The sequence below is a fragment of the Streptomyces sp. NPDC039430 genome, assembly GCF_055639435.1.
In genome coordinates, this window is sequence record NZ_JBVKAK010000024.1 from 75825 (window position 1) to 89779 (window position 13955).

Consider the following 13955-nt stretch of genomic DNA (forward strand, 5'->3'; position numbering starts at 1 on the left):
GTCCTGTCCGTGGAGCCCGGCGGAGCCGGGTTCGAGGACTGTGATGCGAGGACTGTGGGACTGGCGGTGGTGTGTGCGTGGTGAGGTTCTCGCCGTCCTGGATCGCTCAGACCCTGTCCGGTCCCAGGGCGTGTCCCAGCGGGCTCCCGCAGGGGACGGAGCTGTCTAGCGGGCTCCCGCGGGGGCACGGAGCTGTTCGGCCAGCCGCTCAAGTTCGGCCGCCGTGGCGGGCGAGCGGTCGTTGAGTCCGCTGTGCACGGCCGTCGGGCTCTTCAGGAAGCGCCGGAGCACTGCCACGAGGAGCCCTTGCGGCAGAGCCCGCAACGCGGTGAACGCGCGAGGTACCGGCGGCGTCTCCATCGCGGTGAGGTTCTGCCGCATGAGGTGGAGCATGCCGCGGACCGCGTCCGGGGCGTCGGCCAGCGCCACCGGGCCGCCCGCCGCGTGTACCGCCTGACCGAGCGGGACCTCGAACGCGGCGTGCGTCCTGAGCCAGGCGGCCATCCGCGGCTCGGCCCTGGCGTTGATCCCGGCGGTACGGAACGTCTCCACGATCCGTGCCAGCCGCGGGGTGGTACGGCCGTCGGGCTCGCCTATCGGCATCGCGACCCGGCGGGTGAGGAGATTGAGCTTGCGGTAGCGGACCACGTCGCCGTCCATCGTGCCGCCGGTCGAGGGGAAGCCGAGCAGCACCCGCTCGTGGCCGATCACCGCACCCAGTGTCTCCGGGCCGGCTGCCCAGTTGAGCAGGAACAGCACGTCACCCCGGACACCGGCGAGTGATTCGAGCACCGCGTCCACCTGGTGGGTGCGGACGAAGACGGTGATCAGGTCGTACGCGCCGTCCGGGTGCCCGACCACCGGTACCGGCACCCGTTTGACAGGACCGTTCTCCTCGGCGAGCCGCACTCCCTGCCGGCGCAGGGCGGTCAGGCGCTCGCCCCGGGCGAGGAGCGAGACGTCGTGGCCGGCCTCGTGCATGCGGGCGGCGAACAGGCTGCCGCAAACCCCGGCGCCGTACACGAGCAGCTTCATGGCAGCCCTCTTTCACACGTTTGTTTGACTCATACGTTCGTTTCATTCAAACATATGTAGAGTCCTCGTGTGGCGACCCCAGACACCCGCACCCAGATCCTCGACGCGGCCGAGCACCTCTTCGCCGAGCATGGATACCGCGGCACCTCGGTCCGCGCGATCACCAAACTCGCCGGAGCGAACCTGGCCGCCGTCGGCTACCACTTCGGCTCGAAGGCGGAGCTGATGGCCGCGGTCGCCCGCCGCGTGAGCGAGCCCGTCAACGCTGCCCAGTGCGCCGGGCTCGACACATTGCTCGCCAGGACCCCCGACCCCTCGGTCGGCGAACTGGTGGAGGCGTTCGCGGGGCCGCTGTTCGACGAGATGCCGGCCGGCGACGAGGGCGGCGCCCGGACGTCCCGGCTGATCGTGACGATCCTCAGCGACCCGGCCGAGGAGGCACGCAGCTGGACCGGCCCGGCCGAGGACTCGGTCCGTGAGCGCTACCTCGCGGCCTTCGCGCGCGTACTGCCCGGCCTCTCCCCGGAGGAGCTGTGGTTCCGGATACGGGGGATCCTCGCCGTGACGGTCGTCGACCGCCTTGAGGTCCACCAGCCGCCCTCCCCTGGCTGCGCGTCCCCGGTGGCGGGCGAGGCGGCCCGGCGATGGGCGATCACGTTCCTGACGGCGGCGATGAGTGCGCCGCCGACCCGGACCTGACGACCCGGGACAGACGCTGACGGCGCGTGTCGGATCGTGAGAGAGGCGGGCCGGGCGCATCGCCCGGCCCGCCTCTTCGTGTGTGGTCCGCCTCAGGTGGCGTGCGAGTCCTGAGGGGTGACGACGACGGGAGTGTCGCCATGGTCCTCAGGGGCGGCCATGGAGTGGCTGCCGGCCGCGAGAGCCGGCGCCGCCGAACCCGCGGCCGCCGCGGCTGCCAGAGCCGCCGTGACCAATATGCGCTTGACGAGTGTCATCTCAAATCCTTTGTGGCGGGGACTCTTGAAGCGTATGCGCGCCGGCCGCGCACGCCAGTGGTGATATCCGGACATGCCACGACCGCGACGGCCCCCCCTCCGCGCCGCCGCGGTCGTCACCCCCGTCGAAGAGGTCTGGTCAGGCAGGTTCACCAGTGGCGTGGACGTCGCCCTGCGTGGTGGCCTCGCCGCCTGTGGCGTGGACGTCCTTGACGGTGTTCTCGCCGCCGGTGGACGTCGCGTGGACGTCCTTCGGCTTCAGTACCGTCTCGTCCGTCTTCTTGTCACCCATGATCGATATCTCCCCTGTTGTGCACCATGTGCGTGATGGGCTGGGAGATGCCCGGCCGACAGCTCCCCCGGAAACCGTCGGCCGGGCATCTCAGGGACCGTTCACCGTAGTGCGCCGGTCCGTGTCGTTCCGTCTGCCCCCCGATACGACGGCTCGACGTGCACCAGAGTGGCGCGTGGCGATAAACGAACGATGAACGCCCCACTGGGGCGGGAGATCACGCCAGCAGGCACGCCGGAGCCTATGGCCCGGGTCATGCCGGAGCCCACGCCCCGGGTCATGCCGGAGCCCGCGCCCCGGGTCATGGCAGGGGTCCTGCCCCGGGTCGCGCCGGGGTCACGCCGCGGCGTGACCCCGGCGGTCATGCCGCGGCGGCCGGTGACAACAGCGCGCGCACCTCCGCCGCTTCGGCCGAACCGAGGTCCTCGTACAGGGACAGCGCCTCGCGCCAGCAGACCTGCGCCCTGCCCGTCTGCCCGATGCCGTGCAGCGCGCGGCCCAGGACCGTCAGCACGTTCCCACGCCGCCACTCCCCGCCGATGCCCCGCAGGACCGTCAGCGCCATCTCGGCGTTGGACGCGGCCCGCGCCGGTCTGTGCCCCTCCAGATCGGCCTCGGCCAGCCGGCAGAGCGTCATGCCCTCCCACAGCCGCTGCCGGCTGTCCCGGAAGACGCTCAGCGCCTCGTGGAGCCGCTGGGTGGCGTCGTCGAGCTGCCCGGCCTGGGTGAGCGCGAGCCCCAGCGCGTAGCGGCCGTTCGCGCCGCGCAGGGAGTGCCCCAGACCGTCGTATATGTCTATGCCCTGCTGGGCCAGGGCGACGGCGCTGGACGTACGTCCTGTCGCCAGCCGGATACGGGAGAGATTGCACAGGGCGCTCGCCTCACCGGCGCGGTCCCGCACGGCCCGGAACCGCTCAAGGGAGCGCGTCAGATTGGTCTCGCCCTCGGCGTGCTGGCCCTGGAAGAGCGCGATGATCCCCCGGATGTTCGGCGCCCAGCAGCTGGGCAGCGGGTCCTGTGCCGCCTCCGCGAGCCGGTGCGCCTGTCCGGCCTCCTCGTCCGCCTCCTCGAAGCGGCCCACCATCTGGTGGACGTTGGCCAGAATCACCAGCGCGCGCGCCTCGGCCCGCTGATCGCCCGCCGCGTGGGCGGCCTTCCGCAGGACGGCGGCGGCTTCCTCGTACTGCTTGGAGTTGGCGCCGGACTCGGCCAGGTCGACGCTGGCCCAGAGGAGATCGACCGCGCGGCGCAGCGTCAGCGCGCCCGAGCACTGGCGTACGGCCGCCAGCAGGCAGTTGGCCTCCGCGTACAGCCAGTCCTGCGCGTCGTGCCGGTCGGTGAAGGACAGGCCCGCGTACGACGTCGGCTCCAGGTGGTCCACCAGGCGGTCCCCGGGGCGCTCCAGGGCGTACACGCTCGCGGCCGTCGCCAGATAGAAGTCCAGCAGCCGCGACAGCGCCGCCTCCCGCTCCGAGGGCGGCTGTTCGTCGCGTTCGGCGCAGGCGCGCGCGTAGAGACGTACCAGGTCGTGGTAGCGGTAGCGGCCCGGCGCCGCGGATTCCAGCAGCGAGGTGTCGACCAGCGACTCCAGCAGGTCCTCGGCGTCGTGCAGCGGCAGGTCCAGTACGGCCGCCGCCGCGGCAAGCGACAGGTCGGGGCCGTCGGCCAGGCCGAGCAGGCGGAAGGCGCGGGCCTGGGCCGGGTCCAGGGCGCCGTAGCCCAGTTCGAAGGTCGCCTTCACCGCGAGGTCGCCCGCCTGGAGTTCGTCCAGCCTGCGCCGCTCGTCGGCGAGCTTCGCCGCCAGGACCGAGACCGTCCAGGTGCGGCGGGCCGCCAGGCGGGACGCCGCGATCCGGATGGCCAGCGGAAGGAAACCGCACGCCGCGACGACATCCAGCGCCGCCTTGCGCTCGGTGGTGACCCGCTCCTCGCCGACGATCCGGGTGAAGAGCTGAAGCGCCTCCTCCGGTGACATCACATCGAGATCGACCAGATGCGCGCCCGCCAGATCGACCATCCTGACCCGGCTGGTGACCAGCGCCGCGCAGCCCTCCGTACCCGGCAGCAGCGGGCGGACCTGCGCGGCGTCCCGGGCGTTGTCCAGCAGGACCAGGATGCGCCGGCCGTCGAGCGTCGAGCGGTAGAGCGCGGAGCGTTCGTCGAGCGAGTCGGGGATCAGGGCGTCGGGGGTGCCGAGCGCCCGCAGGAACGAGCCCAGTACGTTCTCCGGCTCCGCGGCCCGCGTGCCCGCGCCCTGGAGGTCCACGTACAGCTGGCCGTCGGGGAAGGACGTCCGGGCCGTGTGCGCGACATGCACCGCCAGGGTGGTCTTGCCGACGCCGCCGATGCCCGCGAGCGCGGAGACCGCCATCACGGACCCCTCGATCGTGGACAGCCGCTTGCCCAGCTCCTGTACGAAGGAGACGCGGCCGGTGAAATCGGGCACCGTCGCCGGGAGTTGCGCGGGGCGCATGAAGGTGTGCGGCGGCGCGTGGTCCTCGACGGGACCGGCCAGTTCGGTGTCCGCCTGGAGGATGCGCTGCTGGAGCTGGGCGAGTTCGGGGCGCGGGTCGACGCCCAGCTCCTCGGCGAGCAGCCGGCGGGTGTCCGCGTAGACGGCGAGCGCCTCCGCCTGCCGGCCGCTGCGGTAGAGCGCCAGCATGAGCAGCTCGCGCAGCCGCTCGCGCAGCGGATGCGCGGCGGTCAGCACGGTCAGCTCGGAGACCGCCTCGGCGTGGCAGCCGACCTCCAGGTCCAGATCGAGCCGGGTCTCGGTGAGCTGGAGCCGCCACTCCTCCAGCCGGGCCCGCTGTGTCTCGGCGTACGGGCCGGGTACGGACGCCAGCGCCTCGCCGTCCCACAGCCCCAGCGACTTGTTGAGCAGCGCGCGGGCCTGGTTGCGGTCCCCGGCGGCGCGGGCCTTCTCCGCGTCCGTGGCCAGTTCCTGAGCCAGGTTCAGGTCCAGCTGGCTGGGCCGGATCCGCAGGGCGTAGCCACCGGCCTCGGTGACCAGCACGCCGGGGGAGAGCCCCTTGCGCAGGCGCGAGGCGTAGGTCCGTACGGCGGCCAGCGCCTGCGAGGGCGGCTCGTCGCCCCAGAGCGCGTCGATGAGCTCACCGGCCGTGGCGGTACGTCCGTCACGCAGTAACAGAGCCGCGAGCAGGGCGCGTTGCTGCGGTGACCCGGGCGGCACCGGCTCGCCGCCGCGCCAGGCGCGTACCGGTCCGAGCACGCTGAAGCGCAGCTCGCCGGAGTCTCCCGGCACGGCCGGAGCCCGCTGCTCCGGTACGCGCGGCCCGCCGTCACGTTCCATAGCTCCCCCTGCCCCTGCCACTGCCGGTATCGCCCTCGACAGTCTGCCTTGTCGGCGGCTGCGCGTCAGCAGTGAGTAGCGGTCTGCACAAGCCCTCGACAGGATCGGGACCGTCGTTGGCGCACGTGATACGGAGCGCCGGACGCCAGTTGACCAATACGTATTGGTATGACGGTGACCGTGCTGGTAAGGACGACGAGGAGGCAGCGGCCATGACCGATGTGATCGTGGTGGGGGCCGGTCCGACCGGATTGCTGCTCGCGGGGGATCTGGCGGTCGCCGGACACGCCGTGACCCTGGTCGAACGCCGTACGGAAGCCGTCGGAAATCTCACGCGCGCTCTCGCCGTCCACGCCCGCACGCTGGAGCAGCTGGACGCGCGCGGACTCGCCGACGAACTGGTGGCGCGCGGACATCCGGTACGGGAACTGCGGCTGCTCACGCGGACGGCGATCGATCTGACCCGGCTGCGCAGCCGCTTCCCGTACGTCCTGGTCGTCGGGCAGTACGAGGTGGAGCGACTGCTCGAACGGCGCGCACGCGAGGCGGGTGTCACGTTCCTGTACGACACCGAGGTGACGGGCGTACGGCAGAGCGGCGACGGGGCCGGGGTGGAGGTGAGGGCGGGCGGCTGGCGGGCCGAGCCGGGGGCGAGGGCGGAGGCCGGGGCGGAGCCGGGGGGCGGGGCCGAGCCGGGGGGCGGGGCCGAGTCCGGGGCGGAGGCCGGGGCCGAGTCCGGGGCGGAGGCCGGGGCCGAGCGCGGGTCCGGATCGGCGCCCGAAGGCGGCCCCGGGCTCGGAGGCGGAGCGGGACCCGGACGGGGATCCGGACCGGGAGGCGGCCCCGGGCTCGGAGGCGGCCCCGGACTCGGAGGCGGACCCGGACCCGGAGGCGGAGCCGGACTCGGACGTGGATCCGGACCCGGACCCGGGTCGCGTACGCTCCGCGCCTCCTATGTCGTCGGCACGGACGGCGCCTCCAGTACCGTCCGCCGCTCCCTCGGACTGCCCTTCCCCGGCTCCGCCGTCATCCGCTCGATGGTGCTGGCCGACGTCCGGCTGACCGAGACACCGCCCGCGCCGCTGACCGCCAACGCCGAGGGCGACCACCTGGCGCTGATCGGCTCGTTCGGCGACGGCTGGTACCGCGTCATGGGCTGGAGCCGCGCCCGGCAGCTCCCCGACAGCGCACCCGCCGATCTCGACGAGGTGCGGGAAGCCGCCCGGCGGGCGCTCGGCTCCGACTACGGCATGCACGACGCCCGCTGGATCTCCCGCTTCCACAGCGACGAACGGCAGGTGCCGCACTACCGCGTGGGGCGGGTCTTCCTCGCGGGCGACGCCGCGCACGTCCATTCCCCGGCCGGCGGCATGGGCATGAACACGGGTCTTCAGGACGCCGCGAACCTCAGCTGGAAGCTGTCGGTCGTGCTCGGGGGACGGGCGGGCGACGCGCTCCTCGACACGTACGAGACGGAGCGGCACCCGGTCGGCGCCACGGTGGTGCGTGCCAGTGGGGTCATCATCCGGTTCGCGCTGACCCGGTCCGTCCCGCTGCGTGCCCTGCGGTCGGCCGGCTCCTAACTGCTCGCCCGCGCACACCCGTTGACGGACCGTGTGATGCGTGTGGTCACCGGCATCGGCATCGCGTACCCCTCCCCGCGCGGCGCCCACCCCCTGGCCGGCAGGCGCGCCCCGGATCTGGCGCTGTCGTCGGGACGGCTGTACGAGGCGCTGCGCGCGGGCCGGTTCGTGGTGGTGGGGCCGCGCGGGGACGAATGCGTACGGTCGGTGGTGCCGGGCGACGGTCCGGTGCTGTACGCCGAGTCCGCGCGCAGCGCCACGCGTACCCTGCTCATCCGGCCCGACGGCTACATCGCCTGGGCGGCCGACCGCCCGGACCCCTCGGGTCTGCGCCGCGCCCTCGCGGAATGGGCGGGATGGACAGGACAACGGGCCGGGCGGCCGTAAGTCACGGCGGGATCCTCGCGTCCCCACCGGATCGAGGTTTCCACGACCCGGTGGACGAGGACCCGGTGGACGAGGACCCGGCGGCACGGGACGTAAAAAAGCTCTCAAGAACCCGGGTAAGAACCCCTCCCGACCACACCCTCTTCCCCCCGGCGGTCCTCGTCACTCGCACGGGTGAAGATGGCAACATCTGGTCATGGGTGGCGTGTTGGTGTGGTTACGCTCAGCGACGCAACCCAAAACCAATTCGGCCCCCGGCCGGGACTGGCATCCCGATCGAGGGCCTGACCACCCAGGAAGAAGACCACTTCCCGATGGCTTCGCAGCAGCTTAACGCGCCCTCGCGCGCCCAGTCCGGCATTCCGGCGACCGTTCCCCCGTCCGGGGTCGCCCACCAACGGCACCGGCACACCGAGAAGTTCACCGTGATCGGCAACCACCTCGCCCAGCACGAGGGAATGTCGCTGGTCGCGTTAGGTCTCGGCGTGTACATCCAGTCTCTGCCCGACGGGGTGAATGTCGGCATCAAAAGCCTCGCCGCGCGGTTCGAGGAGGGCGAGGTGACGATCGCCAAGGGGCTGCGGCAGCTGGAGGCGTACGGCTACCTGAGCCGTACGAGGGAACGCACCCCGCAAGGACGCTGGGTGACGAGGACGGTCGCGTACGACATGCCGTCGGCCCTGATCCAGCAGCCGACTGCACCGAAGCCGAAGCCCGCGCCGACCACGGCCCCGGCCCCGGCTCCCGCCACCATGTCCGCCCCGGCCAACACCCGTTCCCCGGCCCGGACTCCGTCACCCGCCCCGCCGCTTCCCGGGCCCGACCCCCCGCCACTCCCCGCCGCACTGGCCCCACCACGCGTCGTCCCCCTCCAGAACTGCGACCGCTGCGACCATGTTTTCCGCGCGCCGGAACCAGGCACCTGCCCCGGCTGCCGAGCAGCCTCACGGCCCGCCAGCTGAAAGGAAGTTCGGCCTATGGAGCTGAACAACGACGAAGACGGCAAGGCCACCCCGCGCACGCTGCTGGGCCGGAGGCTGCGACGGATGCGCGGCGACTCGGGGCTGTCACTGCGTGCCCTCGCCGAGCAGGTGGGTTATCCGCACTCCTATCTCGGCAGGGTCGAGCTGGGGGACCAACTCCCCTCGGAAGCCCTGGCCCTCGTGCTGGACACGCACTTCGGTACGAGCGGCCTGTTCGTGGATCTGCTTGAGCTCGCACAGGACACGTCGATTCCCGACTACGGTCGCGCGGTCGTCAGCAGCGAGGAACAGGCAACGCGTATCCAGGTGTTCAACAGCAGCCTCATTCCTGGTCTGCTGCAAACAGAGGACTACGCCTACGCGCTCATTCGGGAAACGCGTTCCCAGGACTCAGAGGAGCAGTTGAATGAACTCGTCGAGAGGCGTATGCGACGCAGGCGCGTTCTTGTCAAGGGTAATCCGCCACTTTTCTGGGCGATTATGGATGAGGCGGCACTCAAGCGTCCAATGGGGGGCGCAAAGTGCATGACCGAGCAAATTTCCTCCGTGCTGGAGGTGGCGCGGATGCCTCATGTCGCGGTTCAGGTGCTCCCGTTCGCTCAGGGTGAGCATCCCATGCTGGGCGGGGGCCTGAGCCTCCAGACGTTCCAGAACGGGGCTACGATCGCGTACGTAGAGAGCTTCGTGTCCGGGGGGTCGGTAGAGTCGCCCAAGAAGATCCTCAGGCTCACGCAAATGTTCGACACGGCTCGCTCGAAGGCGCTACCCGAGAAGGAATCTCTCGCTCTGATGCGCACATACCTGGGAGAGTATGAGAATGCAGAAGATTCCTGACGCGTCCGCCCTCAGCGCGTGGCGCAAAAGCAGCTACAGCAACGGAGACGGCGCCGAATGCGTGGAGGTCGCTGACGGCCTCATTGGCATCGTCCCCGTCCGTGACAGCAAGAACCCTCGCGGCGCGGCGTTGGCTTTCTCCGCTGGTGACTGGTCGTCGTTCGTATGCGCCGTCAAGCGCGGCGAGTTCCCCGCCTGAGTCAGGCGCGACCGACAGGCGCGACCGACAGGGGCGCCGCCTACGACTACGGCTCGACGATGTGCCGCAGATAGGCGTTCGGGTCGGCGAGGTAGCGGCGCCAGTGGTCCACGAGACCGAGCTCCCGCCAGGCGACCTTCCGCATGCCGTGCGCGCCGACCTCGATGATGTCCGCGCCCGGCAGGGCGGTCAGCAGCGGGGAGTGCGTGGCGCAGATGACCTGGCCGCCCTCCTTCGCCAGCCGGTCGATGTGGCCGATCAGTTCGAGGCACGAGGAGAACGAGAGCGCCGCCTCCGGCTCGTCCATGACATACAGCCCGGTGTGGAGGAACTTCCCGCGGAACGCGGCGAGAAAGCCTTCACCATGGCTGACCGAATCCGGCGCGAACCCCTCCCTGTCCAGGGCGTCCATCGCGGTCTCGGCCCGCAGGAAGAAGCCCTTGCGGGCCGACCAGCTGGCCGCCATGCGGCGCCCGCGCGCGCCCGCGTCGAACTTCATCCGCTCGCCGAGCGCCGACTTGCCGCGCGGGGACGCGTAGCGCCAGTCGTGGGAGCCGCCGTAGGAGTCCAGACCGAACCCCTCCGCCAGCGCCTCGACCAATGTCGATTTCCCCGAACCGTTCTCACCGACCAGAAAGGTCACGGGCGCGGTGAAGCGCAGCCCCTCGTCGAGCAGCTGCCGGACGCAGGGCACCGACCAGGGCCAGGCGTTCTTGTCGTACGAGGAGAGATGGGCATACGCGCGTTCGACAATCACCCGAACAGTGTCGCCCATGACGCGGAAGACGTATGGCTCCCCAGGGCCGTCACATCAGCTGGAACGCCCCCTTATTCGGTTGCCTCCGGTCGGCCCGGTTGGATAAGAAGCTCGCATGCTAAGGGGCAGCAAGGTCGGGCTCAGGGCCCGTCACGAGGACGACATTCCGATCCTGGAGGCCGAGCTCCACGCCGATGTCGCCGGCCACGCGCGGGCAGATGGTCGGCCGTGGCGGCCGATCACGCCCGGCTCGAAGAACTCGAAGTTCGCGGTGGACGACGAGGAGCAGCGGCACATCCCGTTCTCCGTGGTGGAGCTGGACGGCGGCACGCTGGTCGGCATCGCGGTGCTGTGGGACATCGACAACCACAACCGGTCCGCGCACATCGGGCTGGGGCTGCTGCCGTCCTCCCGGGGCAAGGGCTACGGCACCGACGTGGTCGCCGTGCTCTGCCACTACGGCTTCGTCGTGCGCGGCCTGCGGCGGCTGCAGATCGAAACGCTGTCGGACAACACCGCGATGCTGCGCTCCGCCGAACGCAACGGCTTCGTCCGCGAGGGCGTGCTGCGCTCCGCGGCCTGGGTGATGGGCGAGTTCCTGGACGAGGTGTTGCTCGGCCTCCTCGTCGAGGACTGGAAGCCGGCCCCGAAGGTCTAGCCTGCCGCCCCGAGCCCGAGCACTCCTGGCCTTCGCCGACGTGACCCGGGCTCGCACGGCTATCGCGCCGGACACGCGTACTCCGGGCGCACCCGGTGCGGACTGCACGCCACCAGATTGAGGGAGAGGAATCGGCCACCAGTCAGCCACCAGCCCCCCACGGCATCCTCGCCGGCCGCCAGGCGTCGTACGAACGCGTCGCGGTCGGCCGTCGGAGCGTAGGTGCCCGTAAAAGTCTCGGCATGCTGTGCCAATTGCTCGGCGTACCAGTCCGCTGCGCTATCCGGCTCGTCGAACGTCGCCTCGATCCGGGCCGCGGATTTGAGTAGCCAGTCCGCGCTTTCGAGGGGCATCACCTGGGCGGACGGGAATTCCGGGTGTCCCGCATGCGGCGCGACCGCGCCATCGTCACCGCACGACTGGCCCACGCCCAACTCGGTCAAGGCGACATCGAACTCGCCATCGACACAGCACAGTCCATCCCCGCAGGCGCCTTCACCCGTCACCCGCGCGTCACCAGATTGCTCGGCGACTTCGGCGTCAGGCTTCACGCCGCCGCGCCGTCCAGTTCGTTCTCCAAGGCGTGGGACGAGTACGCCCATGACACCCGGAGGAACAACGAATGACACGCGGTGGCATCGAACCGCGCCACGCGCGCGAAATTCGATACCCGGCCGCACACCGCTCACCTGTAGGGGGCACACCATGCGCGTGGGCATCACCGGACATCGCGGCCTGTCCAAGGAGATCGAGCAGCAAGTAAAGGTCATGCTCGCCGAACAGATCGCCACGCTCGACGCACACGACCTCGTCGGGATCAGCTGTATCGCCGACGGCCCGGACACATGGTGGGCCCAAGCCGTCCTCGACGCCGGCGGGCGCATCGAGGTCGTCATCCCGGCAGCGCGGTACCGCCAGGACCTGCCTGACTGGCATCACGCTGATTACGACGCGCTGTTCTCCAGCGCCTCTGACACCCACCACACGGGAAGGACCGAATCCACCTCGGAGGCACACCAGGCGGGAAGCGAGATCCTCGTCGGCCTCTCGGACGTCATCCTCGCCGTTTGGGACGGCCTTCCCGCCCGGGGATACGGCGGCACCGCCGATGTCGTGGCGTACGCGGCACGCGTGGGTGTACCCGTCACCGTCCTGTGGCCCGACGGCGCCACCCGATAAGGCCCTGCTCCCCACGGGCCCGGCCGACACCTGCTCGTGGTGGGTGTCGGCCGGGCTTCCCGTTTGGGCTGTCGTCACTCCCCGAGGAAGACCGGGTTCGTGAACGCCGCGAGTGCGCCGGGGAAGCCCGGTGTCGTCGGGGCGTGGCGGATCTCCGCGCGTACGTAGGTGGCGTAGGCGGGGGTGGTGCGCCATTCCACCGTGCCCGTGCCGGAGGTCGGGAGCGTGGCCGTGTGCAGGGTGCCCTGGTCGGTGACGAAGTGGGCGGTGCGGCCCGGGGCGCCGGTGACCTCCAGGCGTACCGTCACCGGTTCGTCCGCGCCGACGCGCAGGCGGTCGCCGATGCCCGCGTGCCTGCCCCGGCCGCCCGCCGCGCCGAAGGTCAGGGAGACCGACGAGGACTCGGCGACATAGCTGTGGCCCGCGCGGATCCCGGCGAGGATCGCGTCGCGGGTGAGGTCCTCGGCCAGGACGACGGTCTGCGGGGTGCCGATGGGGTCGGGGTCGCGGTGGGCGTCGCTGCTGCCCATCGCCGGGGTCCAGGGCCGCCCGGAACGCGCCGCGGAGACCAGGGTGTTGTCCCAGTCCGCGAGGGAGACCTCGTCGTCGACCGTGTACGGGCCGTTCCACACCTCCACCGCGTCGGCGTCGGCGAAGCCGAACTTCCAGTTGCAGCCGATGCAGGTGGCGTGCGGGTGGGCGGGGACGACCAGGCCGCCGGCCCGGCGGACCTCGCGGGCGTAGTGGCCGAAGCGGTTGTCGCGGGCGCGGTAGCGCCAGTCGATGAACGTACCGCCGTCCATGCCCAGCGCCACGACGTGCCCGTTGCGGGTGGTGATCTCCTCGCCGGTGAGGATCAGCAGGTCGTCACCCCACAGGCCGTCCCAGACGCTGTGCGCGGAATGCGTGTTGTGCTCGCTGGTGTTGATGAAGTCGAGGCCCGCCTTCCTGGCGAGCGCGGCGATCTCGGCGGGCGTCCGCTTGCCGTCGGAGTGGACGGAGTGGATGTGGCAGTCACCGCGGTACCACGCCCGGCCGCGCCCCTTGGCGCGCCGCGGCGGGTAGACGGGCCTGGGGGTCCTGCCCGGCGCGCCGAACCGCAGCGTGATCGTCACCTCGTACGCCAGGCCCTGCGGGGCGACGGTGTACGGGCCGAGCGCGATGTGCCAGGTGCCCGCGTTCACCGGGCCAGGGAGGTAGCCGGGGGTGGCCTCGTCGGCGCGCAGGAAGAACTCGGTGCGGGCGCCGCCGGACCAGCCGCGGAAGCCCTCGCCGCCGAGTCGCGTGCCGCGCTCGTCGAAGATGCCGATGTCGAGGGCGTTGCCCTGGGTGCCGGCCGGCATGGTGGGGCGCGCGTAGGAGTAGGCGACATGTATCTCGCGGACGCCGCGCGGTACTTCGACGGGCAGGTGGACGAAGTCGGGGGAGCCGGGCGGCAGCGTGCCGCGGACGGTTCTGGTCTGGTCGCCGGACCCGGACCCGGCGCCGGCCGCGCCGGCCGCCGTGCCGGAGGGTACGGAAGGGGTCGCGCTCGCGAAGCTCACGGTACTCAACGTAAGCGCGGCGGCGGCTCCCGTCACCAGAAGACCTCGCCGGGCGATCCCGGCGTCGTGGGGGGTGTCGTGGGTGTCGTGGGTGTCGTGGGTCTCTGCGTGGTCCTTGCACATGCCGGCGGCTCCCGAGGTGCCAAGAGGGACAAGTGGTCACAGACGCGACCACCGATTCGTGCGTTCGAACTCTGGTACCGAGCCGTGAACCAGGAAGCAAGGGAAGGGAGTC

Annotated in this window: 15 protein-coding genes; 8 read left to right on the forward strand and 7 right to left on the reverse strand. The window is 71.3% G+C overall.

Annotated elements, in window-relative coordinates; genetic code table 11:
* Positions 1-165 precede the first annotated feature (165 nt).
* Positions 166-1035 (reverse strand): ketopantoate reductase family protein, encoded by an 870-nt coding sequence (locus ACZ7LS_RS34655; protein WP_385136626.1) that lies wholly within the window; start codon positions 1033-1035, stop codon positions 166-168.
* Positions 1036-1104: 69 nt separating this feature from the next.
* On the opposite strand from ACZ7LS_RS34655, the gene ACZ7LS_RS34660 reads away from it, so the two are divergent.
* On the forward strand, positions 1105-1734 hold the full coding sequence (locus ACZ7LS_RS34660; protein WP_382529416.1) for a TetR/AcrR family transcriptional regulator: 630 nt from the start codon (positions 1105-1107) through the stop codon (positions 1732-1734).
* A 92-nt stretch (positions 1735-1826) separates the two neighbouring features.
* Here ACZ7LS_RS34660 and ACZ7LS_RS34665 read toward each other — a convergent pair whose 3' ends face one another.
* The 3 genes from ACZ7LS_RS34665 to afsR all read right to left on the reverse strand — a co-directional run bounded on the left by ACZ7LS_RS34665 (position 1827) and on the right by afsR (position 5596).
* Positions 1827-1991, reverse strand: coding sequence for a hypothetical protein (locus tag ACZ7LS_RS34665; RefSeq protein ID WP_382529419.1), 165 nt, complete (start codon positions 1989-1991; stop codon positions 1827-1829).
* A 139-nt stretch (positions 1992-2130) separates the two neighbouring features.
* Positions 2131-2283, reverse strand: coding sequence for a hypothetical protein (locus ACZ7LS_RS34670; protein WP_382529422.1), 153 nt, complete (start codon positions 2281-2283; stop codon positions 2131-2133).
* 361 nt (positions 2284-2644) lie between these two features.
* Positions 2645-5596, reverse strand: coding sequence for an SARP-family global regulator AfsR (afsR, locus tag ACZ7LS_RS34675; protein ID WP_382529425.1), 2952 nt, complete (start codon positions 5594-5596; stop codon positions 2645-2647).
* 212 nt (positions 5597-5808) lie between these two features.
* Here afsR and ACZ7LS_RS34680 point away from each other — a divergent pair, with 212 nt between their 5' ends.
* The 5 genes from ACZ7LS_RS34680 to ACZ7LS_RS34700 all read left to right on the forward strand — a co-directional run bounded on the left by ACZ7LS_RS34680 (position 5809) and on the right by ACZ7LS_RS34700 (position 9582).
* Positions 5809-7179 carry an FAD-dependent oxidoreductase gene (locus ACZ7LS_RS34680; RefSeq protein ID WP_385136623.1) on the forward strand — a complete coding sequence of 457 codons (1371 nt, stop codon included), beginning with the start codon at positions 5809-5811 and terminating at the stop codon, positions 7177-7179.
* A gap of 36 nt (positions 7180-7215) precedes the next feature.
* Positions 7216-7566: an aromatic-ring hydroxylase C-terminal domain-containing protein gene (locus ACZ7LS_RS34685; RefSeq protein WP_385136622.1), complete on the forward strand. Its 351-nt coding sequence runs from the start codon at positions 7216-7218 to the stop codon at positions 7564-7566.
* Between the two features lie 314 nt (positions 7567-7880).
* On the forward strand, positions 7881-8528 hold the full coding sequence (locus tag ACZ7LS_RS34690; protein ID WP_385136620.1) for a helix-turn-helix domain-containing protein: 648 nt from the start codon (positions 7881-7883) through the stop codon (positions 8526-8528).
* Between the two features lie 15 nt (positions 8529-8543).
* Positions 8544-9383 (forward strand): helix-turn-helix domain-containing protein, encoded by an 840-nt coding sequence (locus tag ACZ7LS_RS34695; protein WP_385136618.1) that lies wholly within the window; start codon positions 8544-8546, stop codon positions 9381-9383.
* Positions 9367-9582: a DUF397 domain-containing protein gene (locus tag ACZ7LS_RS34700; RefSeq protein WP_382675188.1), complete on the forward strand. Its 216-nt coding sequence runs from the start codon at positions 9367-9369 to the stop codon at positions 9580-9582. The genes ACZ7LS_RS34695 and ACZ7LS_RS34700 overlap by 17 nt, the downstream gene beginning before the upstream one ends.
* A gap of 46 nt (positions 9583-9628) precedes the next feature.
* Here the strand turns inward: ACZ7LS_RS34700 and ACZ7LS_RS34705 are convergent, their stop codons facing one another.
* Positions 9629-10339 carry an AAA family ATPase gene (locus ACZ7LS_RS34705; RefSeq protein ID WP_382529440.1) on the reverse strand — a complete coding sequence of 237 codons (711 nt, stop codon included), beginning with the start codon at positions 10337-10339 and terminating at the stop codon, positions 9629-9631.
* Between the two features lie 115 nt (positions 10340-10454).
* Here ACZ7LS_RS34705 and ACZ7LS_RS34710 point away from each other — a divergent pair, with 115 nt between their 5' ends.
* Positions 10455-10997 (forward strand): GNAT family N-acetyltransferase, encoded by a 543-nt coding sequence (locus tag ACZ7LS_RS34710; RefSeq protein ID WP_382529442.1) that lies wholly within the window; start codon positions 10455-10457, stop codon positions 10995-10997.
* Positions 10998-11056: 59 nt separating this feature from the next.
* Here ACZ7LS_RS34710 and ACZ7LS_RS34715 read toward each other — a convergent pair whose 3' ends face one another.
* Positions 11057-11548: a hypothetical protein gene (locus ACZ7LS_RS34715; RefSeq protein WP_382529445.1), complete on the reverse strand. Its 492-nt coding sequence runs from the start codon at positions 11546-11548 to the stop codon at positions 11057-11059.
* Positions 11549-11702: 154 nt separating this feature from the next.
* Between ACZ7LS_RS34715 and ACZ7LS_RS34720 the strand changes: the two genes are divergently transcribed.
* Positions 11703-12176 (forward strand): hypothetical protein, encoded by a 474-nt coding sequence (locus tag ACZ7LS_RS34720; protein WP_385136615.1) that lies wholly within the window; start codon positions 11703-11705, stop codon positions 12174-12176.
* Positions 12177-12250: 74 nt separating this feature from the next.
* On the opposite strand, the gene ACZ7LS_RS34725 is transcribed toward ACZ7LS_RS34720, so the two are convergent.
* The gene (locus ACZ7LS_RS34725; protein WP_385136613.1) at positions 12251-13843 is read right to left on the reverse strand and encodes a CehA/McbA family metallohydrolase; all 1593 of its coding nucleotides are present in this window, start codon (positions 13841-13843) and stop codon (positions 12251-12253) included.
* Positions 13844-13955 lie beyond the last annotated feature (112 nt).

What these genes read in the sequence shown, in the direction of transcription:
- ACZ7LS_RS34655 (WP_385136626.1), bottom strand. Translation starts at nt 1,035, where the DNA reads ATGAAGCTGCTCGTGTACGGCGCCGGGGTTTGCGGCAGCCTGTTCGCC.
- ACZ7LS_RS34665 (WP_382529419.1), bottom strand. Translation starts at nt 1,991, where the DNA reads ATGACACTCGTCAAGCGCATATTGGTCACGGCGGCTCTGGCAGCCGCG.
- ACZ7LS_RS34670 (WP_382529422.1), bottom strand. Translation starts at nt 2,283, where the DNA reads ATGGGTGACAAGAAGACGGACGAGACGGTACTGAAGCCGAAGGACGTC.
- afsR (WP_382529425.1), bottom strand. Translation starts at nt 5,596, where the DNA reads ATGGAACGTGACGGCGGGCCGCGCGTACCGGAGCAGCGGGCTCCGGCC.
- ACZ7LS_RS34680 (WP_385136623.1), top strand. Translation starts at nt 5,809, where the DNA reads ATGACCGATGTGATCGTGGTGGGGGCCGGTCCGACCGGATTGCTGCTC.
- ACZ7LS_RS34685 (WP_385136622.1), top strand. Translation starts at nt 7,216, where the DNA reads ATGCGTGTGGTCACCGGCATCGGCATCGCGTACCCCTCCCCGCGCGGC.
- ACZ7LS_RS34690 (WP_385136620.1), top strand. Translation starts at nt 7,881, where the DNA reads ATGGCTTCGCAGCAGCTTAACGCGCCCTCGCGCGCCCAGTCCGGCATT.
- ACZ7LS_RS34695 (WP_385136618.1), top strand. Translation starts at nt 8,544, where the DNA reads ATGGAGCTGAACAACGACGAAGACGGCAAGGCCACCCCGCGCACGCTG.
- ACZ7LS_RS34700 (WP_382675188.1), top strand. Translation starts at nt 9,367, where the DNA reads ATGCAGAAGATTCCTGACGCGTCCGCCCTCAGCGCGTGGCGCAAAAGC.
- ACZ7LS_RS34710 (WP_382529442.1), top strand. Translation starts at nt 10,455, where the DNA reads ATGCTAAGGGGCAGCAAGGTCGGGCTCAGGGCCCGTCACGAGGACGAC.
- ACZ7LS_RS34720 (WP_385136615.1), top strand. Translation starts at nt 11,703, where the DNA reads ATGCGCGTGGGCATCACCGGACATCGCGGCCTGTCCAAGGAGATCGAG.
- ACZ7LS_RS34725 (WP_385136613.1), bottom strand. Translation starts at nt 13,843, where the DNA reads ATGTGCAAGGACCACGCAGAGACCCACGACACCCACGACACCCACGAC.